The organism is Streptomyces sp. CNX435, assembly GCF_059570575.1.
The window spans coordinates 607,445-628,153 of record NZ_JCANTA010000002.1 but is presented as its reverse complement, the minus strand read 5'-3'; the positions used below and the strand labels follow the sequence as shown (position 1 = coordinate 628,153).

At 72.6% G+C, this 20,709-nt stretch carries 19 protein-coding genes; 5 read left to right on the top strand and 14 right to left on the bottom strand.

Features of this window, described 5'->3' with window-relative positions; translation table 11 throughout:
- Positions 1–9 precede the first annotated feature (9 nt).
- From T328_RS05975 to T328_RS05965, 3 genes are all read right to left on the bottom strand, one after another.
- Positions 10–1,146 (bottom strand): CapA family protein, encoded by a 1,137-nt coding sequence (locus T328_RS05975; RefSeq protein ID WP_496494794.1) that lies wholly within the window; start codon positions 1,144–1,146, stop codon positions 10–12.
- 105 nt (positions 1,147–1,251) lie between these two features.
- Positions 1,252–2,154, bottom strand: a complete 903-nt coding sequence (locus T328_RS05970) for a Gfo/Idh/MocA family protein (protein WP_496494911.1) — start codon at positions 2,152–2,154, stop codon at positions 1,252–1,254.
- A 114-nt stretch (positions 2,155–2,268) separates the two neighbouring features.
- Positions 2,269–3,483, bottom strand: a complete 1,215-nt coding sequence (locus tag T328_RS05965) for an FAD-dependent monooxygenase (protein ID WP_496494793.1) — start codon at positions 3,481–3,483, stop codon at positions 2,269–2,271.
- Between the two features lie 96 nt (positions 3,484–3,579).
- Between T328_RS05965 and T328_RS05960 the strand changes: the two genes are divergently transcribed.
- Positions 3,580–4,257: a TetR/AcrR family transcriptional regulator gene (locus tag T328_RS05960; protein ID WP_496494792.1), complete on the top strand. Its 678-nt coding sequence runs from the start codon at positions 3,580–3,582 to the stop codon at positions 4,255–4,257.
- Positions 4,258–4,351: 94 nt separating this feature from the next.
- Positions 4,352–4,828: a hypothetical protein gene (locus tag T328_RS05955; protein ID WP_496494791.1), complete on the top strand. Its 477-nt coding sequence runs from the start codon at positions 4,352–4,354 to the stop codon at positions 4,826–4,828.
- A gap of 87 nt (positions 4,829–4,915) precedes the next feature.
- Here the strand turns inward: T328_RS05955 and T328_RS05950 are convergent, their stop codons facing one another.
- From T328_RS05950 to T328_RS05900, 11 genes are all read right to left on the bottom strand, one after another.
- Positions 4,916–5,596 carry a uracil-DNA glycosylase gene (locus T328_RS05950; protein WP_496494910.1) on the bottom strand — a complete coding sequence of 227 codons (681 nt, stop codon included), beginning with the start codon at positions 5,594–5,596 and terminating at the stop codon, positions 4,916–4,918.
- A gap of 102 nt (positions 5,597–5,698) precedes the next feature.
- Positions 5,699–7,279: an ABC transporter substrate-binding protein gene (locus tag T328_RS05945; protein ID WP_496494790.1), complete on the bottom strand. Its 1,581-nt coding sequence runs from the start codon at positions 7,277–7,279 to the stop codon at positions 5,699–5,701.
- Between the two features lie 126 nt (positions 7,280–7,405).
- Positions 7,406–8,203, bottom strand: a complete 798-nt coding sequence (locus T328_RS05940; RefSeq protein ID WP_496494789.1) for an SDR family oxidoreductase — start codon at positions 8,201–8,203, stop codon at positions 7,406–7,408.
- Between the two features lie 17 nt (positions 8,204–8,220).
- On the bottom strand, positions 8,221–8,979 hold the full coding sequence (gene fabG, locus T328_RS05935) for a 3-oxoacyl-ACP reductase FabG (RefSeq protein ID WP_496494788.1): 759 nt from the start codon (positions 8,977–8,979) through the stop codon (positions 8,221–8,223).
- Between the two features lie 184 nt (positions 8,980–9,163).
- Positions 9,164–9,556: a DUF3037 domain-containing protein gene (locus T328_RS05930; RefSeq protein ID WP_496494909.1), complete on the bottom strand. Its 393-nt coding sequence runs from the start codon at positions 9,554–9,556 to the stop codon at positions 9,164–9,166.
- Positions 9,553–10,377: a HipA family kinase gene (locus T328_RS05925; protein ID WP_496494908.1), complete on the bottom strand. Its 825-nt coding sequence runs from the start codon at positions 10,375–10,377 to the stop codon at positions 9,553–9,555. The genes T328_RS05930 and T328_RS05925 overlap by 4 nt, the downstream gene beginning before the upstream one ends.
- A 225-nt stretch (positions 10,378–10,602) precedes the next feature.
- Positions 10,603–11,553 carry a DUF6807 domain-containing protein gene (locus tag T328_RS05920; protein WP_496494787.1) on the bottom strand — a complete coding sequence of 317 codons (951 nt, stop codon included), beginning with the start codon at positions 11,551–11,553 and terminating at the stop codon, positions 10,603–10,605.
- The gene (locus tag T328_RS05915; protein ID WP_496494786.1) at positions 11,550–12,665 is read right to left on the bottom strand and encodes a Gfo/Idh/MocA family protein; all 1,116 of its coding nucleotides are present in this window, start codon (positions 12,663–12,665) and stop codon (positions 11,550–11,552) included. Before T328_RS05915 ends, T328_RS05920 begins: the two co-directional genes overlap by 4 nt.
- Positions 12,666–12,735: 70 nt before the next feature.
- Positions 12,736–14,034: an ABC transporter substrate-binding protein gene (locus T328_RS05910; RefSeq protein ID WP_496494785.1), complete on the bottom strand. Its 1,299-nt coding sequence runs from the start codon at positions 14,032–14,034 to the stop codon at positions 12,736–12,738.
- 49 nt (positions 14,035–14,083) lie between these two features.
- Entirely contained in the window at positions 14,084–15,001 is a 918-nt protein-coding gene (locus T328_RS05905; RefSeq protein ID WP_496494784.1) for a carbohydrate ABC transporter permease, read from the bottom strand.
- The gene (locus T328_RS05900; RefSeq protein WP_496494783.1) at positions 14,994–15,914 is read right to left on the bottom strand and encodes a carbohydrate ABC transporter permease; all 921 of its coding nucleotides are present in this window, start codon (positions 15,912–15,914) and stop codon (positions 14,994–14,996) included. The genes T328_RS05905 and T328_RS05900 overlap by 8 nt, the downstream gene beginning before the upstream one ends.
- A gap of 172 nt (positions 15,915–16,086) precedes the next feature.
- Between T328_RS05900 and T328_RS05895 the strand changes: the two genes are divergently transcribed.
- The 3 genes from T328_RS05895 (at position 16,087) to arfA (ending at position 20,694) form a co-directional block, all read left to right on the top strand.
- Entirely contained in the window at positions 16,087–17,124 is a 1,038-nt protein-coding gene (locus tag T328_RS05895; protein WP_496494782.1) for a LacI family DNA-binding transcriptional regulator, read from the top strand.
- Between the two features lie 336 nt (positions 17,125–17,460).
- Complete coding sequence (locus T328_RS05890) at positions 17,461–18,975, top strand: alpha/beta hydrolase (protein WP_496494781.1); 1,515 nt, start codon at positions 17,461–17,463, stop codon at positions 18,973–18,975.
- 189 nt (positions 18,976–19,164) lie between these two features.
- On the top strand, positions 19,165–20,694 hold the full coding sequence (gene arfA / locus T328_RS05885) for an arabinosylfuranosidase ArfA (protein WP_496494780.1): 1,530 nt from the start codon (positions 19,165–19,167) through the stop codon (positions 20,692–20,694).
- Positions 20,695–20,709 lie beyond the last annotated feature (15 nt).

Here is a 20,709-nt window from a genome sequence, read left to right as displayed (position 1 = left end):
GGCGCCTCGTCAGAACGACGCCTCCCGCAGCCCGTCCGCCGCCGCGCCGCGGCTCAGGACGGCGGCGCGTACCCGCGCGTGGACGTCCGGGTACGTCTCCGGTGTTGCCGGCACCACCCGGAACGGCGGTCCGGTCTCCGCGTGCTGGGCCAGGAACTCCGCCCGGGTCACCCGCCAGCCGTCGCGTCCGGGCGTGAAGGTGAAGCGCGCCGCGGAGCCCTCGTTGCCGCGGTACATCGAGGGGATGAAGCTGGCGACCTGGTCGCCGAGGCCGAAGACGACCCAGGTGCCGTTGATTTTCTCGTAGGGCTGCGGCACGTGGTTGTGGGTGCCGACGATCAGGTCGATGTCCTTGCGTCCGCCGCTGCGCGAGCGCGTGAGCCGGTCGGCGAGCCGCCGCTGGGCGGCGTCCGGCTCCTGCTGCCACTCCGTGCCCCAGTGCACGCTGACGACGACCACGTCGGCCCCGGCCCGGCGCGCGGCGCGCGCGTCGGCGACGACCCGGCGGGGGTCGAGCATGACCAGGGACCAGGGTGCGTCGGCGGGCACGTCGGCGTTGCTGCCGTAGGTGTACGAGAGGTGGGCGACCCGGGCGCCGCCGGCGCGCAGCACCGCGGGGCGGGCGGACTCGGCGCGGGTGCGGGCGGTGCCGGCGTAGCGCAGGCCGGCGCCGTCGAGGGCGTCCAGGGTGCGGCGTACGCCGGCGGTGCCGGCGTCGAGCGCGTGGTTGGAGGCGGTGGAGCAGCCGTCGTAGCCGACGTCGCGCAGGGATGCGGCCAGGCCGGGCGGGGACTGGAAGACCGGGTAGCCGGTGAACGGGCCCTCCGGCGGCCCGAGCGGGGTCTCCAGGTGGCAGAGCGCCAGGTCCGCGGCGGCGACAGCGGGCGCGACGGCGGCGAACATGGGCCGGAAGTCGTAGCCCTCTCCCCCGGCGTCCTCGGCCGCCTGCCGCATGATCGACGGGTAGGGGATGACGTCGCCGGTCGCCAGCAGCGTGAAGGGGCGGGCGCCGGGTCGGGGCCCGGCCGTGGCGGGGGCGGCGGACGGCTCGGCGGGTGCGCAGCCCGCGGCGAGGAGCGCGGCGGAGGCGGCGAGCGCGGTCACGGTGACGGCGAGCGGACTGAGCCGGGTGCGGCGCCGGGGCATGGGGCCCCCTTCGTACGGTCGGCGGACGAACGGGGCCCAGCTTGCCGCTTTTCTTATGATTTTCCGCTTAGCGCACGGACTGTGTCCGACGTACGGGTGGCGGAATCAACCCGTCCGGCCCACCGCACGCACGATCCGCTCGCACAGCTCGTGGGTGGCGAGCGAGTCCTGCCCGCTCAGCGGCTCGCCCGCGCGCACCGCGCCCAGGAACGCCAGCACGGCCTGCTCGACGCCGCGCTGCCGGGCCACCGGCACCCAGTCGCCGCGCCGCCGCACGCTGGGCTGGCCCTTGTGGTCCACCACCTCGGCGAGGTTGCGGACCTCGCGCTTGGTGTCCTGGCCGGACACTTCGAGGATCTCCTCGGCGGAGCCCGAGAGCCTGTTCATCGCGCCGACGGCGGTGAAGCCGTCGCCGGACAGCCGCAGGACGACGTGGTGCACGAGCCCGTCGCGCACCCGGGCGCGCACGTCCACGTCCTCGACCGGGCCGGGGGCGAGGAAGCGCAGCGTGTCGACGACGTGGATGAAGTCGTCGAAGACCAGCATGCGGGGGTCCTCGGGCAGCCCGACGCGGTGCTTCTGCAGGATGATCAGCTCGCGCGGGTGCTCCAGGCACTGCGCGTAGCCGGGCGCGTAGCGCCGGTTGAAACCGGTCATCAGCGAGACGCGGCGCTCGTCCGCGAGCTGTACGAGGCGCTCGGCGCCGGCCAGGTCGTACGCCAGCGGCTTGTCGACGTAGACGGGGACGCCCGCCTCCAGCAGCGCGGTGGCCAGATCGACGTGCGCGGCGGTCGGGGCGTGCACGAATGCGGCGTCGAGGCCGGCGGACAACAGCGAGTCGAGGTCGCCGTGGCGCTGGGCGGGCGGGACGCGGTGGGCGTCGGCGACGCGGGCGAGGGTGGCCGGGGTGCGGGTGTGCAGGTGCGGCTCGACGCCGGGCAGCGAGGTGAGCACCGGCAGGTACGCCTTCTGCGCGATGTCTCCGAGTCCGATCACGCCGGCCTTCAGCGGCGTTGCGCCCGTGGTCATGTCCGCTCCCGTCCGCAGCCCTCGGCCCGTGGGCGCCCGGCCGCGCGGTGGGCGGCGGGCCGCTGGCCGGGGCTTGCGGCCGGAGGACCCGCGTCAGGGCACCGTCTGTGCGGGGGAAGCATACGGGCCGACCGGATCGGCGCCCGCCCCGGGCGGCTGCCAGTCGGCGATGCCGTCGAGCCCGCGCAGCACGAGACGGGGGCCGAGCAGCCCGACGGCGCGAATCAGGGCGTTGCGGGTGCGGACGGCGACCGGGCCGGTCAGGTTGATCAGCCGGCCCGCGCGGGCGGAGCGCACCGCCACGGTGCGGGTGCGCGGGAGGCGGTCCCGGGTGTAGCGCGCCAGGGCGTCGGGTACGGCCGCGGGGTCGGCGGCGGCGTGGTGGGCGAGGACGACGCCGTCCTCGATGGCCTGGTTGCCGCCCTGGCCGAGGTTCGGGGTCATGGCGTGGGCGGCGTCCCCGACGAGCGCGACCCGGCCCCGGTGGAAGGCGGGCAGCGGCTCGGCCAGCCAGCGCACGTCGTGGTGCAGCACCTGGCCGGGCTCGGCGGCGGCGAGGACGGCCGGTATCGGGTCGTGCCAGCCGGCGAAGAGGCGGCGCAGTTCGGCCAGTTCACCGTCGGGGGCCCGCCGGCCCTCGGGCGCGACGGCGGCGGCGTACGCGTACACGCGACCGTCGGCGAGCGGCTGCGATCCCCACAACTGCCCGCGGCCCCAGGTCTCGTGCGGCTCGAACGCTGCCGGCGCGGGCAGGACGAGCCGCCAGGTGGTGAACCCCGCGTAGGCGGGACCGGGGTGGTCGGGGAACAGGGCACGGCGTACGGCGGAGCCGATGCCGTCGGCGGCGACGACCAGCTCGGCCTCCAGCGCGCCGTCCGGCACGGTGACGAGGGCGGGGCGGTCGGGCCCGCCGGGGTCCACGACCTCGGCGGGGGCGCCGGTACGGATGGTGCCGGCCGGCAGCCGGGCGGCGAGCAGCGCGGCGAGGTCGGCGCGGTGCACCAGGGCGATGCCGCCCCCGAACCGCTCGGCCACGGCGGCCGAGTCGGTACGGGAGAGCCAGCGCCCGTCGGGCGTACGCAGCCCGCCACTCCCCTCCCAGGCGGCGAGTTCGCGCACGGCGTCGCCGACGCCGATGGCGTCCAGTGCCCGCTGGGCGTTGGCGGCGAGGGAGATGGCGGCGCCGACGGGCTCGATGGAGTCGACCCGCTCCAGCACGGTGACGGACCAGCCGCGGCGGTGCAGCGCGGCGGCGGCCGTCAGTCCGCCGGGGCCGGAGCCGATGACGAGGGCGCGTGGCTGGTTCACGGGAACCTCCTGGAACTACATCTGTAGTGGCAGGTCGAATGTAGCATGGTGGCACTACGGGTGTAGTAGAGGCTGCCACGGCGATAGGTTGGGACCGTGCCCGACCCGAACACCCCGGTCTCCGCCGCCGGTCCGCCCGCCGTCGCCGCGGCCACCGCGCCCGCCGCGTCTTCCGCGCCCGCCGCGTCCTTTGCGTCCTCCGCGTCCCGGCAGGAGGTCATCGCCGACGCCGCTATCGCGCTGCTCGCCGAGCGCGGCATGCGGGGCCTGACCCACCGGGCCGTGGACGAGGCCGCGGGGCTGCCGCAGGGCTCCACGTCCAACTGCGCCCGCACCCGCGCCGCCCTCCTCGACCTCACCGTCCAGCGCCTCGCGGCACGCGAGGGCGCCGTGCTGCAGGTCGGCGACCTGCCCCCGCCCGGCGACGACTCCGGGCAGCTCGCCGACGCGCTGGCCGGCCTGCTGCACCGCCTCCTCACCCGGCACCGCACGCTGCTCCTGGCCCGCTACGAGCTGGCGCTGGAGGCCACCCGCCGCCCCGAGCTGCGGGCGGTCTACGACCGCGCGGGCGCCACCTTCGGCGAGGCCGCGCACGTGCTGCTCGCGGCGTGGGGGTCGACCGCCCCGGAACGGCACGCGCAGGAGCTGATGGCCTGGACGGACGGCATGATGTTCCTGCACACGGCGGGCCAGCTGAGCGGCACACGCACGCCCGCGAGGGCCCGGCTGCGGGCCGGGTACGAGGACCTGCTGCGCGGCATGCTCGGCCGCTGAGCGGCGGCCGGCCGGCACGGGCGGCAACTTCACGGCGCGGGCGTCACCCCTGCGGGGAGTACCGGACCGGCGCCGGGCACAGCAGTGTTACCGGGTGCGCTCCACTCCCGCGGCCGGTGCCCTGCTGACCGGCCTCACGACCCTCACCGCCGTCGCCGGCTGCGTCGCCGTCTCCCCCGAGCCCGGCACCGCCCCCGCACCCGGCACCGCGTGGCCCGTACCGGCCGCTCCCGGGCCCGCCGCGACGCCGCTGCCCGGACGCGAGCTGCTGGCGACGATCGGCCCCGCGCCCCGCCCGCAGCGCATCACGCCGCCGCCGTCCGGAGACACGGGCACGGCGCGGTCCGGCGCACCCGCTCCGGACGGGCCGCCGCCCGCGCCCCCGGCGCAGCCGCCGGCCCCCCGTGCGGCGCCGGCCCGCCCGGTCCGTACGGCACAGCCCGCGGCGACGCCTCCGCCGGCCGTCGCCCCCGGCGGAGCGGTCGACGTGTGCGCGCTCGCCGGGGAGTACGGCCGCTTGGCTCCCGGCAGCCGGGAGGCGGCGGCGTGCGCGGAGTACGTCGAGCGCTAGAGCGCTAGGCGGCGCCGCGTCCGGTCCGTACCCGCGAAGGCCGCTCCGTACGGGCCGCGGCCCCCGGACCTGGGGCCTGGCCGGGCATCAGGCCCGGTCCGCCCCCAGGTCCGGGATCCGCCAGTCGATCGGCTCGTGGCCCTGCGCGGCCACCGCGTCGTCGATCTGCGAGAACGGCCGGGAGCCGAAGAACTTCTTCGCCGACAGCGGCGACGGATGCGCCCCCTGGACCACGACGTGCCGGGCGGTGTCGATCAGCGGCAGCTTCTTGCGCGCGTACGCCCCCCACAGCACGAACACCGCCGGGTCCGGCCGCTCCACGACGGCGCGGATGACCGCGTCGGTGAAGTCCTCCCAGCCCTGGCCCTTGTGCGAGTTCGCCTCGCTCTCACGCACCGTCAGCACCGCGTTCAGCAGCAGCACGCCCTGCTCGGCCCACGGCATCAGATACCCGTTGTCCGGCACCGGGTGGCCGAGGTCGTCGCGCAGCTCCTTGAAGATGTTGCGCAGGGACGGCGGCGTGCGCACCCCCGGTCGCACCGAGAAGCACAGCCCGTGCCCCTGCCCGGGTCCGTGGTACGGGTCCTGGCCGAGGACGAGCACCCTCACGCGGTCGTACGCCGTCGCGTCGAGCGCGGCGAAGACCTCCTCCCGCGGCGGGTACACCGGGCCGCGGGCGCGCTCCTCCTCGACGAACGACTCAAGGCGTGTGAAGTAGGGCTTGTCGAGCTCCTTGCCCAGGGCGTCCTGCCAGGACGGGGGCAGCATCGGGGACACGGGTGCGGGACCTCCGGTCGGTACATCGGTACAGAAAGATCGGTCGGTGAGGCGTTGCGCGGCTGACAGTACCGTCGCGCACTGACAACTCCCCTACCAGCTGGTCTTCTTGTACAGCTCCCACATCCGCATGATCGTCGAGGCGTCCAGACTCCACTCCACCCCGGCGATGTCGTCGTGCGCGGCGATGTACTGCCGGGCCTGCCACAGCGGCAGCAGCCGGGCGTCCTCGGCGAGGATCTCCTGCGCCCGGGCGAACGGCTCGTTCACCCCGGCCCGGTCCGCCTTGCGGCGCGAGGTGGGCAGCAGGTCGTCGGTGATCTCCGCGTTCTCGTACGGCGTGCCGAGCGCGTTGCGCTCGCCGGTGAACGGCGCGATGTAGTTGTCGGGATCCGGGAAGTCGGGGGACCAGCCGCGGCCGAAGACGGGGTACTCGCCCTTGTTGTACGCGGCGGCGAACTGCTCCCACTTCCGGCCCTTCACGGTGATCTCGAAGAGCCCGCTCGCCTCCAGCTGCCGCTCCAGCTCCGTGAACTCCCGGGCCGCCACCGAGCCGTACCGGTCGGTGGCGTACCACAGTGTCAGGGGGACCGGCTCGTTGATCCCCGCCGCCTGCAGGGTGGCCGCCGCCGCCTCGGGGTCCGGCTCGCCGTAGCGGTCGAAGAAGGCGGTGGTGTGGCCGGTGATGCCACGCGGGATCATCGAGTACAGCGGCTCGGCGGTCCGGCCGTAGACCTTGCGTACGAGCGCGTCGCGGTCGACCACCTGGGCGAGCGCCTGTCGCACGGAGAGGCTGTCGGTGTGCTCGTGCTCGGGGTTGAAGACCAGGTAATGGATCTCCGGCAGGACGACCTGGCTGAGCGCGATCGAGCCCTTCTCGGCGGCCGTCTTCTCCAGCTCGGGCACCCGGTCCGGCGGCAGCCCGCGGTACGTGAGGTCGATGTCGCCCTTCTTGAGCGCGTCGGCCATCGCGTCGGAGTCGTCGAAATAGTGGATGCTCACCGAGTCGTTGCGCAGCTCCGCGTCGCCCGAGTACTCGGAGTTGGGCTCCAGCTCGGCCACCGACCCCTTCTCGTACGACGCGAGGGTGTACGGCCCGGAGCCGACGAGGGTGCCGGCCTCGGCCAGTTCGTCCGCCGGGTACGTCTCGGGGTCGACGATGGAGGTGGCGGGTGTGGCGAGGATGAACGGGAAGGTGGCGTCGGGGCGCTTGAGGTGGAAGGTGACGGTCCGGTCGCCCTCGGTCTCGACCTTCTCCAGGCTCTCCAGCAGCCCGGCCGGGCCGGTCTCGGCGTTGATGGCCAGCACCCGGTCGAAGGAGTGCTTCACGGCCGCGGCGTCGAGCGGGTTGCCGTTGGAGAAGGTGAGGTCCTCGCGCAGCCGGCAGCGGTACGTACGGCTGTCCGCGCCGGTGAAGCCGCAGGTCTTGGCCGCGTCCGGCTGCGGCACCGCGCTGGTGCCGGCGTAGTGCATGAGGGTCTGGTATACGTTCCGGTACAGCTCCCAGCTGCCGTCCCAGGCGGCTGCCGGGTCGAGCGTGCTGGGCGCGCTCGTCGTACCCACGTCTATGTGCCGCTCGTCGTCGTCCGACGCCGGCAGAGTGCCGCACCCTGCCAGTATCGAGACGGGTATCAGCGCCGCGGCGACCCGCCGCGGGCCCGACCGGAAGAACACGTGCCTGCCCCCTCCTTGCACCTGTTCGATGGGGTCCGCAGACCTTACCCCACGGTCGGTGGATCACGGATCCCCCGGGCTGCACTGTGACCCGGGGGTACGCGTGTGGCGTATGTGATGGGTGATTCAGCTGATGCCGGCGTTGAGGAAGATCCCGCCCTCGATGGCGAGCGTCTGCCCGGTGATCCAGCCGGCCTCGTCGGAGAGCAGGAACGCGGCGGCGCCGCCGATGTCCTCGGGCACCCCGAGCCGCCCCATCGGGTAGCCGGCGGCGGCCTCCTCCTCGCGGCCCTCGTACAGCGCGACCGCGAACTTCGTCTTCACCACGCCCGGGGCGAGGGCGTTGACCCGGACCAGCGGCGCGAACTCGTGCGCGAGCTGCATGGTCATGTTGATCATCGCGGCCTTGCTCATGCCGTACGGGCCGACGAACGGCGAAGCCGAGAGCCCGGCGACCGAGGCGATGTTGACGATCGCGCCGCCGTGCTCGCGCTGCCACGCCCGGTACGTCTGCTGGGCGAAGCCCAGCGCGGACAGGACGTTCGTCTCGTAGACCTTGGCCACGGCGTTCAGGTCGACGTCCGCGATGGGGCCGAACACGGGGTTGGTGCCGGCGTTGTTGACCAGGTAGTCCACCCGGCCGAACGCCTCCATGGTGCGGGCGACCGCCTCGGCCTGGTGCGCCTCGTGGTGAGCCTTGCCGGGTACGCCGATGGCGCGGCCGGCGCCGAGCCGCTCCGCGGCGGCCTTCAGCGCCTCCTCGCCGCGGCCGGTGATGCACACCCGGTGGCCGCGGGCGACCAGGGCCTCGGCGATGCCGTAGCCGATGCCGCGGCTGGCCCCGGTGACCAGGGCCACCCGCCCGCTGTCCGCGCCCTGCGGCGCGTCGGGGGCGCCGCCGCTCTGCGCTTGCGTCTGCGTCATGTCCTCGTCCTCCGGCCTCAGTCGAGCGGCCCGCCGGCCACGTACAGCACCTGGCCGGAGACGAAGCCGGCGTCGTCGCCCGTGAAGTAGGCGATGGCGCCGGCGATGTCGTCCGGGTGCCCGACGCGCTGGACGGGGATCTGGGAGGCCGCCGCGGCCTGGAAGTCGGCGAAGTCCATGCCCACGCGCGCGGCGGTCTGGGCGGTCATCTCGGTGGCGATGAAACCGGGCGCGACGGCGTTGGCGGTGACGCCGAACTTGCCCAGCTCCTTGGCGAGGGTCTTGGTGAAGCCCTGCAGCCCGGCCTTGGCGGCGGAGTAGTTGACCTGGCCGCGGTTGCCGAGCGCGGAGCTGCTGGAGAGGTTGACGATACGGCCGAAGCCGGCGTCGACCATGTGCTTCTGGCACGCCCGGGACATCAGGAACGCGCCGCGCAGGTGCACGTTCATGACCGTGTCCCAGTCGTCCTCGCTCATCTTGAAGAGCAGGTTGTCGCGGAGCACGCCGGCGTTGTTGACCAGGACGACGGGCGGGCCGAGTTCGGCGGCGACGCGGTCGACGGCGGCCTCGACGGCGGCGGCGTCGGAGACGTCGCAGCCGACCGCAAGGGCGGAGCCGCCGGCGGCGGTGATCTTCTCGACGGTGTCCGCGCAGGCGCCCTCGTCGAGGTCGAGCACGGCGACGGTGCGCCCCTCGCGGGCCAGTCGGACGGCGGTGGCGGCGCCGATGCCGCGCGCGGCGCCGGTGACGATCGCGACCCTTCCGGTGGTGGACATCCTGGTGTTCTCCTCGCGCTGGCTGATGCCGGGGGTGCCGCCCGGGCGACGGTGAGCAACCGCTTAGTACGTACGGCACGTGACGCTAGAAGTCCGGCTCCGCCGTGTCAACGGTGCCCGCGGCGGGGCGCGCGTGCACACCGGCCGCGGGCGGTGTCATGTGCCGCGGGTCACGTACGGACGCTCACGCGGGCACGCGGACCAGCAGCCCCAGCAGCCGTTCGGCCTCCGCCTCCGGATCCGCGGTCAGCCCCGAGTGCACCGGCCCCGGCTGCACCACCGTGCTGCGCGGCGCGACCAGCCAGCGGAAGCGCCGCCCGGCGTCGTCCCCGGCCGCCTGCCCGGCCTGCGCGCCGCCGCGGCACACCTCCTCCACCCCGCGCAGCGCGGCACGTACCCCCGCGACGTCGGCGTCGGAGTCGAGGGCCAGCAGGCGGCTCTCGTCCAGATGCGTACGCACACCGAGGTACGAGCGCGCCCGGCAGTAGATCAGCACCGCGGCGTTGATCTGCTCGCCGCGCTCGATCCGCGGCACGACGCGCAGCAGCGCGTACTCGAAGACCTCGCGCCCGCTCATCGCGTCCCCCTCCGCGGCGGCTTCGCCCTCAGCCACTCCGGCGCCTTCGACGGACCGTCCTGGCTGCGCTCGCCCACCACGATCAGCTCGTGCACCCGCCCGGCACGGGCGGCCAGCGTCTCGGCGTACGCGGCCCGCACCTCGACGGACGAGCCGAAACCCGGCTCCCCCGCCAGCCACTCGTCAGGCACGTCGGCCACCGTCTCGGCCAGCAGCTCCGCCGTCACCCGCGGCGCCAGCTCCGCCGCCGCGGCGGCCGTGTCCGGCCCGAAGGGCGCGAGCGCGTGGTCGGAGGCGTCGTACGGCTTGTCGACGGCGGCCGCGGCGGAGGGCCAGTTGTGGTGCCAGATCAGGGTGGCGCCGTGGTCGATGAGCCACAGGTCGCCGTGCCAGACGAGCATGTTGGGGTTACGCCACGACCGGTCGACGTTGCCGACGAGCGCGTCGAACCACACCACCCGGCCGGCTTCCGCCGCGTCGACCCGGAAGGCCAGCGGGTCGAAGCCGAGCGAGCCGGGCAGGAAGTCCATGCCGAGGTTGAGCCCCCCGCTGCCCTTCAGCAGCTCCTGCACCTCCTCGTCCGGTTCGGAGCGCCCGATCACCGGATCGAGCTGCAGCCCGACCAACTCCGGCACCCGCAACCCGAGCCGCCGCGCCAGCCCTCCGCTGACCACCTCGGCGACCAGCGCCTTACGGCCCTGGCCGGCGCCGGTGAACTTCATGACGTAGGTGCCGAGGTCGTCCGCCTCGACGACGCCGGGGAGCGATCCGCCCTCGCGCAGCGGTGTGACGTAGCGGGTCGCGGTCACTTCTCGCAGCATCATCCCAGGCCATCCAAGGCTTCATCCTCGCAATCGACGTAAGGGGGGCAGCGAAGGCAGGACGAGCGGGCCGGCCACGATCGCCCCTGGGGAGAAACCGGGGAGCCTCGGCCGGCATCCTGACCCTCCCGACTCCCTTCCGCCTCCCTTCCACCTCCGCCGTGACGTGTGCATAGTAACCGAGCGTGATGACCGGTCAGGATGCCGCCACCACGAGGGCGGGTGTCAGGTCTGCCCTTCTCCCCCCGCCGGGGCGCGCCTGTCGTCTGCCTTCGCGAGTACCTCGTGCACCGCGGACGCGAGTTCGGGGGCGGCCTCGGCGCCGGCGTCGGCCACGCCGACGCCGTAGCGGAACCGAGCGGTCTCGCCGGCGGGCACGGGGAACTCCTCGCTGAAGAAGGGGGCGGGATTCAGGCAGGCGAACTCCTCGCTGCGGGCGAACCACTGCGGCGGGTGGTGCGGGTTGTCGGCGTGGTCGGCCATGAGGATGAGGGAGGCGGTGTCGTCCCCGTCGTGACGTCCCGCGAAGGCCATCCACGCGTGGTGCTGTCCGCGCACCTCGGCGCCGCTGCCCGCGCCGTCGGGGGTGACGAGCCTTCCTCCGGTGAAGGAGCGGGGCCCGCGCCAGAACAGGCCGCCGTATCCCGCGTTCTCCCTGCCCCGTGTGGTCGGGGAGCCGATGACGATGGCGTGTCCGGACACGTTGGTGAGGCATGTCTCGAAGGTCAGCGCCCAGGCGTCCGGCGAGAGGGTCCGGGCCGTAAGGGTGCGGCGCTCGGTGAAGATACGTGCTCCGGCCTGGGTGATCCAGTCCAGCTCGTGTCCGAACGCGGCCTCCCCCCGGGAGCCGTCGATACCGGTGAGACGGCGGTGCCGCTGGGTGCCGTTGTTGTCCAGTTGCACGTAGAACTTGCCGTGGACGTAGGTGGGGCCGCCCCAGAAGTTCTCCTCGCCGACGACCGGCAGCGACCAGGCGATGCCCTTGTGCCACACGTGGTCCCAGGGTCTGAACAGGCTGACGGTGCGTCCGGCGCGGGTGCGGAGCGGATGCAGGTACGGCTTGGGTGATTCGAGCTCGGGCGTGTCGGGGTGGTAGACGTACCGGAACAGCTCGGTCCGCCCGTCGCGGACCGCGAGGGAGGAGCCGATGTCGTGGCGGATCGCGAGGTCGGTCATGCGGTCGCCCGCTTCCCGGGCGCCCAGGGGGCGGCCCCGCCGTGCATGCTGGTGGTGAACGGGTCGTCGCCGGTCAGCTCGCCGGCGGCGATGGGGCGGCCCCGGAACGCGGACGCGTAGGTGGCCGCGGCGAACTCCATCGTGCGGCGGGCGTCGGCGAGCGACACCCCGGGCTCCCCGCCGTTGTCGAACGCATCGAGTACGGCCCGGATCTGCAGCACGTGCCCGCTCTCGACGTCTGCACCGTCGTCGGCCTTCCACAGGCCGGCGAGGTGCTCGTGCCCGGGCGCGGGGGTGAATCGCCAGTGCTTCTCGCGGTAGCCGTAGAGGTGCTCGAGTTCGACGGTCGCGTGCTCGAAGTCGAAGCGGAGCCGCGAGGTCTCTCGCGGAGACACCACGGAGTTGACGACGGTGGCCATCGCCCCGTTCTCGAACCTGGCGACGGCCATCGAGACGTCCTCGGTGTCGGTGGGCCGCGCGAGCCGTCCGGCGATGGCGCTGACCTGGGACCAGGGGCCGAGGACCGACAGGAGCAGGTCGAACTGGTGGATGCCGTGGCCCATGGTCGGGCCGCCACCCTCGAACTCCCAGCGGCCCCGCCAGGGCACGTCGAAGTAGTCGTCCGCGCGGTACCAGAGGGTTTCGCAGGTGGCGGTGAGCGGGCGGCCGAGGACGCCCTCCCGTACGAGACGTCGCAGCCGGACGGCCGCGGCCCCGTAGCGGTGCTGGAACACCGTGAGCGCCGCGGTGCCGGTCTCGGCCTGTACGGCGGAGAGTTCGTTCACCTCGGCCAGGCTGAGCGCCGTGGGCTTTTCCACCAGCGCCGGGACGCCCGCACGCATGGCCGCGAGGGCCAGCGGCGCGTGGGTGTGCGGCGGGGTGCAGATGTGTACCAGGTCCAGCCTTTCGTTGGCGAGCAGGGACTCGGCGTCGGCGTACACGCCCGGTGCCGAGAAGCGGCGGGAGAATGCGGCGGCCCGCGCCGGGTCGGTCTCGGCGACGGCGACCAGCCGCGCCCGCCCCCCTAGTTCGGCGAGGGCTCGGGCGTGCGCGTGGGCGATGCCGCCGGCGCCGATGATGGCGATGCGGAAGGCGTGTGCCGGATGCGGCATGACGTTCCTTGCTCCTCGTGTCCGGCAGAGATTCCGGTGGGCGCGGTGCGGCGCCCGCCGGAGACTCTGGTCACTCGGCAGAGTCGATCTCGCCCTGCAACTCGTCGATGAACGCCTCGGCCGCCTCCTTCGGCGAGGTCTGCTTGGCGTAGACCTCCTGGGTGTAGCGCTGGAGCATCGGCTCGACGCCGCTGCCGCCCTTGGGGGTCACGGCCGGCGCGGCTCCCGGGGTGACGGAGTCCATGTAGTCGACGGCGAGTTGGTCGCTCTCGGTCAGGTCCGTGGAGATGGCCTTGCGGACCTCGCTGTTTGCGGGGATGCCGCGTTCGGTGCCCAGGGCTTCACCGGCGGCCTTGTGGTTGACCAGGAAGTCGGCGAGGAGCGCGGCTTCGGCGGGATGCTCGCTCTGGGACGAGACGGCCCAGTACATGGACGGTTTGAAGAAGTTCGCGTCGACCTCGCCGCTTCCGGGCAGCCGAAGCAGCCGCAGATCGGCGCCGCTGGCTTCGCGGAGTGCGGTGATCTGGGTGTTCCACGAATAGCCCATGGCGACCTTGCCGGTGGCCAGGCTCCCGGCCTCGAGGCCGGCGTTGTAGCTCTCGACCGCCTGGGCGGCGCTCTCGACGCCGCCGGACTCCATCAGGTCGAGGTTGTATTGCCACATCGAGGCGAGCGCCTCGGGATCGAGGGTGACGTCGCCGTTCTCGTCGAAGAACTCGTTGTCGCGCAGCCGCGCCCAGTAGCGGACGCTGCCGGTGTCCATGCCGCCGGTGACGGAGGAGCCGTTGACCTCGCCGCCGCTCTTCGCGGCGATTTCCTCGGCGAGCGTGGCGTAGTCGTCCCACGTCCAGGTGGCGTCGTCGGGCAGCTCGATGCCGTATTCCTCGAACAGATCGGCGTTGACGATGCTGGAGAGGACGGTGATGCCGATGGGCATGGCGTATTGGGTGCCGTCGACTTGACCGGTCTTCAGCGACTCCTTGTCGAACTTCGAGGTGTTGAGGAACTCGTCGGCTTTGCCCAGGTCGAGCAGGGAGCCGCGTTCGGCGTAGGAGGCGAGGTACAGCTCGTCCATCTGGATCACATCGGGTGAGTCGTTCGCGGCGGTGGTGGTCGCCAGGGCGTCCCAATAGCCGTCCCAGTCCTTGAATTCGCCCTTGACGGTGATGTCGGGGTATTCCTTCTCGAACGCGTCGATGGCCTTTGCGGTCAGGTCGGCACGGGTCTCCTCCCCCCACCAGGTCACCCGGAGGGTGACCTGGTCGTCGCTGCGTTCGACGGGACCACCGGAAGTGCCGCAGGCGGCCAGCACGAGAGTGCTCGACAGCGCGACGGCGCCGAGAAGGCGTGCTTTGGCGCTACCACTCATGGTGTTACTCCCTGCCTGTGTGAGCTGGCGATGTGGACGGCGCGGCTCGTCACTTGCCTCCCGTCGTGGCGATGCCGCGCAGGAGGAACCGCTGGCCGAAGAGGAAGACCAGGAAGACCGGGAGGAGTGAGACCACGCTCATCGCGAGCGCGGCGCCCCAGTTCGTGCCGGACTGCCCGTCGACGAAGGTGCGCAGGGCGACCGGCACGGTGTACATCTCCGGATCTGTCAGATAGATCAGCTGGGAGAAGAAGTCGTTCCAGACCCAGATGAAGGTGAAGATCGCCGTGGTCGCCAGCGCCGGAACCATCAGCGGAAGGATCACCTGCAGGAAGATGCGCGGGTGACCGGCTCCGTCGATGCGCGCGGCCTCGTCGAGTTCCGTGGGGATGCCACGGATGAACTGAACCATCAGGAACACGAAGAACGCGTCTGTGGCCAGGAACTTCGGGACGATGAGCGGCAGGAACGTGTTGATCCAGCCGAACTCGGAGAACAGCACGTACTGCGGGACGATGATGACGTGGACCGGCAGCATGATCGTGAGGAGCATGATCGCGAACCACCACTTGCGCCCCCTGAACTCAAGGCGCGCGAACGCGTAGGCGGCCATCGAGCACGCGATCAGGTTTCCGATGATCGCGCCCAGCACGACGATCGCGGAGTTGACCATGAAGTGGCTGAACGGCCTGGAGAAGGCGTTCCAGCCTTCCCCGTAGTTGCCCGACTCCAGGTTGGTCAGGAACAGGCCGGGGTCCTGGAAGATCTCGTTGTTCGGACGCAGCGAACTGACGACCATCCACAGCACCGGATAGAGCATCACCAGCGCGCACAGGACGAGTACCGCATGCTTGAGGGCCGACCGCACGGCCGGGCGGAGGCGCCGGCCGTTCCGGCGGCCGGGGCCGCTGCCGGCACGCCGGGCGCCGGACGGGGATTCCGCGGTCTTGGTCAGGGTGTCAGTCATCGTAGAAAACCCAGTACTTGGCGGCCCAGAAGTTGATCGCGGTGAATGCCCCCACCATGAGCAGCAGGAGCCAGGCGAGAGCGGAGGCGTAGCCCATGTCGAAATTCCCGAAGCCGCGCTGATAGAGGTAGAGCGAGTAGAACAGCGTGGAGTCGGCCGGGCCGCCGTCGCCGCCGGAGACGATGAACGCCTGGGTGAACGACTGGAACGCGTGGATGATCTGCAGCACCAGATTGAAGAAGATGATCGGCGTCAGCAGCGGCAGCGTCACGCTCCAGAACCGGCGCCACCGGCCGGCTCCGTCCACCGCGGCAGCCTCCTCGTAGGAGGCCGGGATCTGCCGGAGACCTGCCAGGAAGATCACCATCGGGGAGCCGAAGGTCCACACGTTGAGGACGATCAGGGTCGACAGCGCCGTGTCCGGTTCGGAGATCCAGCCGCGTCCTTCGATTCCGACGAGGCCGAGGGCCTCGTTGAAGAGGCCCTCCGTGCCGAAGACGGTGCGCCACAGGACCGCGATGGCGACGCTGGCGCCGAGCAGCGACGGCAGGTAGAAGACCGAGCGGTAGACCGCCAGGCCGCGCACCCCGCGGTCGAGGAAGACGGCGAGCGCGAGCGCCAGGGCGAGCTGGAGCGGCACCGAGACCAGGACGTAGGTGAACGTCACCTGCAGCGACTTGTGCAGTCTCTCGTCGGAGAACATCCGGCTGTAGTTGTCGAGTCCGGTGAAGCTCGGGGGCTGCAGCAGGTTGTAGTCGGTGAAGCTCAGGAACAGCGACGCGATCATCGGCCCGAGCGTGATGACGAACAGTCCGAGGAACCACGGCAGCAGGAAGAAGAACGCCGCCTTGTTCTGCTGCTTCGACGCCGGACGGCGGGACCGCAGGGTGCGCAGTTCCGTGGTGGAGCTCATCGGGCGCACTCGCCGCGGATCTCCGCGGACGTACGGGGAACGGCAGTGAGGACCGGCATCGATGCTCCCTCCCGGGCATATTGTGATCGTTCACTTTCCCGTCCGACGTAACGTAGTGAACGATCACCCCGGCGGCAAGACCTCGGCCGGGGTCGATGAAAGGGGCTTGGGCATGAGGGAGCGCGCAACGCCGGACCGGCGTCCCACGATCAAGGAGGTCGCCCACGAGGCCGGGGTCTCCCACCAGACCGTCTCCCGGTATCTCCGATCCAGGGAGGGGCTCAAGCCCGCAACGCTCGCCCGCCTCGACGCCGCCGTACGGGCCCTCGACTACCGCCCCAACCTGGTCGCCAGGTCGATGCGCACCCGCCGCACCGGCCGGCTGGCGCTCGTCATGCCGAGGATGGCGTACAACCCGGCGCGCATGCTCGCCGGCGCGGCCGCGGCCGCGCACGAGGCCGGGTTCGCCGTGGAGGTCGTCAGCCTGGAAGGCGGAGCCGAGGCCAGGTCCGAGCGCATGCTGGAACTGGCCGACTCCGGGCAGGTCGAGGGCATCCTGGCACTGGCCCCGATCACGCCGGCCATCGAGGACCGGCTCCCGAAACGGGCGGCCATCGTCGTCTCGGCCGACTTCGACGACGCCATGCGCGGCATCGGCGAACTGACCGACGCCTCACCGGTGGACGAGATGATGGAGCATCTGGCCGGGCTCGGCCACCGACGCTTCTTCCACGTGGCCGGGGATTCGCAGTTCGCTTCCGCAAGGGCGCGCAGGGCCACCTACCTGGCGGCCGTGGAGAGGCTCGGGCTCGACTCGGTCGGCGTCTTCGACGGCGACTGGTCCGGCGACTCGGGGGCCGCCGCCGTGCGGACGCTGCAGACCGGGCACATGCCCACCGCCGTCATCGCCGCCAACGACGTGGTCGCCGCCGGCGTCATCCGCGGCGCCCGGGACCGCGGGCTTGAGGTGCCCGGTGACCTCAGCGTCACCGGCTGGGACAACCTTGAGGTCTGCCGGTACCTGCCGCCGTCGCTGACCACGGTGCACGTCGACCTCGAAGGTCTGGGGCGCAACGCCATGCTGCGGCTGGTCAAGGCGATCAACGGCCTCGAACTGGAGCCGTCCCGGCAGCCGTTGAACGAGGTGATCTGGCGCGAGTCGGCGGCGGCGCCGCGTCACCAGGTCACCGGCCCCGCGGGTTTGCGGTAGGTGGGACCGTGCTCTTCCGGCCGGGCGGCGGCTCGGCCTGGCCTCTCGCGTTCCGTTTCCGTACGGGATGACCAGGCCGGCGTCCCGGTATTCGCCTCTGCAATGGCCCGCTTCCCCGGCCACGATCTCTCGCGCCGGCAGCCGGTCGGCCGTCCGGCCGGGCGCGGCGGCCGCACCGGGAAGTCCGCCCCGCCACGGGTCCACCGGTCGGTGGACGCGGAGTTCAACCGGACGCCGCTGTCTCCGGGCCGGCGCCGACGGCCAGCATCGACGGCATGGCGCGCAGCCCGCGGCCACACGTCCTCGTAGACGTCACAGCAGCCGAAAGGCAGTCAGGTGTCCCGTATCCGACGCACCCTGCTCCTCGCCCTGTCCGTCTCCGCCGTCACCGCCGTCACCGCCCCCGGAGCGCCCGCCGCCCCCGCCGCCGCCACGGGCGGCGGCGCGTCGCCGCCCGCGCTGTCCTGGCGGCCCTGCGAGCAGCCCGGCGGGCCCGCCGGCATGGAGTGCGCCGAGCTGGCCGTGCCGCTCGACTACGCGGAACCCGCCGGCCCGCAGCTCACCCTCGCCGTCTCGCGGCTGCGCGGCGAGGACCCGGCGGCGCGGCGTGGCACGCTGCTCGTCGTGCCGGGCGGGCCGGGCACCTCCGGCGTGCAGCGGCTCGCGCAGAAGGGGACGGCCCTGCGTGCCGAGATGGACGGTGCGTACGACCTCGTCGGCTTCGACCCGCGCGGTGTCGGCGGCAGCACGCGGGCCGGCTGCGGGCTCTCCGCGGACGACCGCCACCTGGTGAACTTCCGCTCCTGGCCCGGCCCGAACGGCGGCATCGGCACGAACGTCGCCCGCTCCCAGCGCGTCGCCGACGGATGCGCCCGCAACGGCGGCGCGGTGCTCGAGAGCTTCTCCACCGCCAACGAGGTGCGCGACATGGAACGGCTCCGCCAGGCACTCGGCGAAGAACGGCTCTCCGTGTGGGCGACGTCGTACGGCAGTTACGTTTCCGCCGTCTACGCCCAGCAGTACCCCCACCGCACCGACCGCTGGGTCCTCGACGGCAGCGGCGACCCGAACCCCGAGCGGGTCGGGCGCGGCTGGATGGCGAACTTCGCCGTCGGCGCGGAGGACCGGTTCCCGGACTTCGCCGCCTGGGCCGCCGACCCCGCCCGGGATACCGAGGGGCTGCGGCTGGCGGAGCGACCCGAGGACGTCCGGCCGCTCTTCCTGGGCCTGGCCGCCCAGCTGGACCACGACCCGAGGGAGAGCACCACCGCGGACGTCCCCCTCACCGGCAACCGGCTGCGGCAGGCCATGCACACCGCCCTGTTCGACGACGCGAGCTTCCCCGCGCTCGCCCGGCTGATCCAGCAGGCGCGGGACCCGCAGGCCACACCGGTGCTCACCCCGGACATCACCGGCCCGATGAGCGACGAGGACGCGGCCGTGGCCCTCGCCGTCGTGTGCAACGACGTCCGCTGGCCGGCCCCTTCGGTCCCCGCCCACCAGCGCGCCGTGACCGCCGACCGGGCCCGGAACCCGCTGACCGCGGGCATGCCCGTGAACATCATGCCCTGCTCCTTCTGGAAGGACACCCCCGCCGACGAGCCCACCCGGATCACCGACGAAGGCCCGTCCAACATCCTCATGCTGCAGAACCGGCGCGACCCCGCCACCCCGTACGCCGGCGCACTGAAGATGCGCGAGGCCCTCGGCGACCGGGCCCGCCTCGTCACGGTCGACAGCGGCGGCCACGGTTCGTACCTCACCCACGGCAACCCCTGCGGCGACCGCGCCGTCACCGCGTTCCTCACCACCGGCGAGCGCCCGGGTACGGACGGGCACTGCGCGGACTGACGCACGCGGGTCGAAACGGACACGATCACGCCGGCCGGGGCGGACCCGGCCGGGCCGGGCCGCATCTCGTAGGCGGGGCACGGGACATGACGTTGCGCCAGTCGTTGACGCGGTGCTGGTTCGCTTCTACGGTCTCGTTCGAAGTTGCGATCGATATCCGAGATTTCGAACGTCTCCGGAGGGTGCGCAATGACCCGTGCCGTGTCCACGGCCCGTATCACGCTCGACTCCGCCTTCGTCGTCGCCGACGCGAGTCCGCGGCTGTTCGGCTCGTTCGTCGAGCACCTCGGCCGCTGCGTCTACACCGGCATCTACGAACCCGGCCATCCGGCCGCCGACGAGGCCGGGTTGCGGAACGACGTGCTCGGGCTCATCCGCGAGCTCGGGGTGACGACGATCCGCTATCCCGGCGGCAACTTCGTCTCCGGCTACCGGTGGGAGGACTCCGTGGGCCCGGTCGAGCGGCGGCCCCGCCGGCTCGACCCGGCCTGGCGGTCCACCGAGACCAACCGCTTCGGGCTCGCGGAGTACGTCGCCTTCCTGCGCCGGCTCGGTCCGCAGGCCGAACCCATGATGGCGCTCAATCTCGGCACCCGGGGCGTCGCCGAGGCGGTCGAGCTGCTGGAGTACGCCAACCACCCCGCCGGCACCGAGCTGTCGGACCGCCGCGTCGCGCACGGCGGCAAGGCCCCGTACGGCATCCGCCTGTGGTGCCTCGGCAACGAGCTGGACGGGCCCTGGCAGACCGGCCACAAGACGGCGGCCGAGTACGGGCGGCTGGCCGCCGAGACCGCCCGCGCCATGCGCCAGCTCGACCCGGGCGTGGAGCTGGTCGCCTGCGGCAGCTCGAACCGGGCCATGCCGACCTTCGCCGCGTGGGAGGAGACGGTGCTGGCCGAGACCTACGACCTCGTCGACTACGTCTCCCTGCACGCCTACTACGAGGAGACCGACGGCGACCGCGACTCCTTCCTCGCCTCCGCCGCCGACATGGAGTCCTTCATCGAAAGCGTCGTCGCGACCTGCGACCACGTCGGCGCCCGGCTGAAGTCGGCCAAGCGCATCGGCCTCTCCTTCGACGAATGGAACGTCTGGTACCTGTCGAAGTACCGGGAGCAGACCGAAGAACGCCCCCTCGACTGGCCCGAGGCCCCGCGCCTCCTTGAGGACAACTACAGCGTCGTCGACGCCGTCGTCTTCGGCTCGCTGCTCATCGCCCTGCTGCGGCACGCCGACCGGGTCGGCGTCGCCTGCCTCGCCCAGCTGGTCAACGTCATCGCGCCGATCATGACCGAGCCCGACGGCCCGGCCTGGCGGCAGACCACCTTCCACCCCTTCGCGCAGGCCGCACGGTACGCCCGCGGCGGGCAGGTGCTGCACGTCGCCGCCGAGTCGCCCACGCACGAGACCGAGAAGTACGGCGAGGTGCCACTGCTCTACGCGACGGCCGTCCGCGACCCGGAGTCGGGCGCGGTCACCGTCTTCGCCGTCAACCGCGACCAGCGGCGGCCGCTGCCGCTGGAGGTGGTGCTGCACGGCCTCGCGGTCTCCGCGGTCGTGGAGCACAGCGCGCTGGCCGACGCCGACCCGGAGGCGCGCAACACCCTCAAGGACCCGGAGCGCGTCGCCCCGCACCCCGTGACCGGCACGACGCTGCGGGACGGCACGCTCAGCGCCGTCCTGGAGCCGCTGTCCTGGAACGTCATCCGGCTCGGCTGACCGCACGCACCGTTC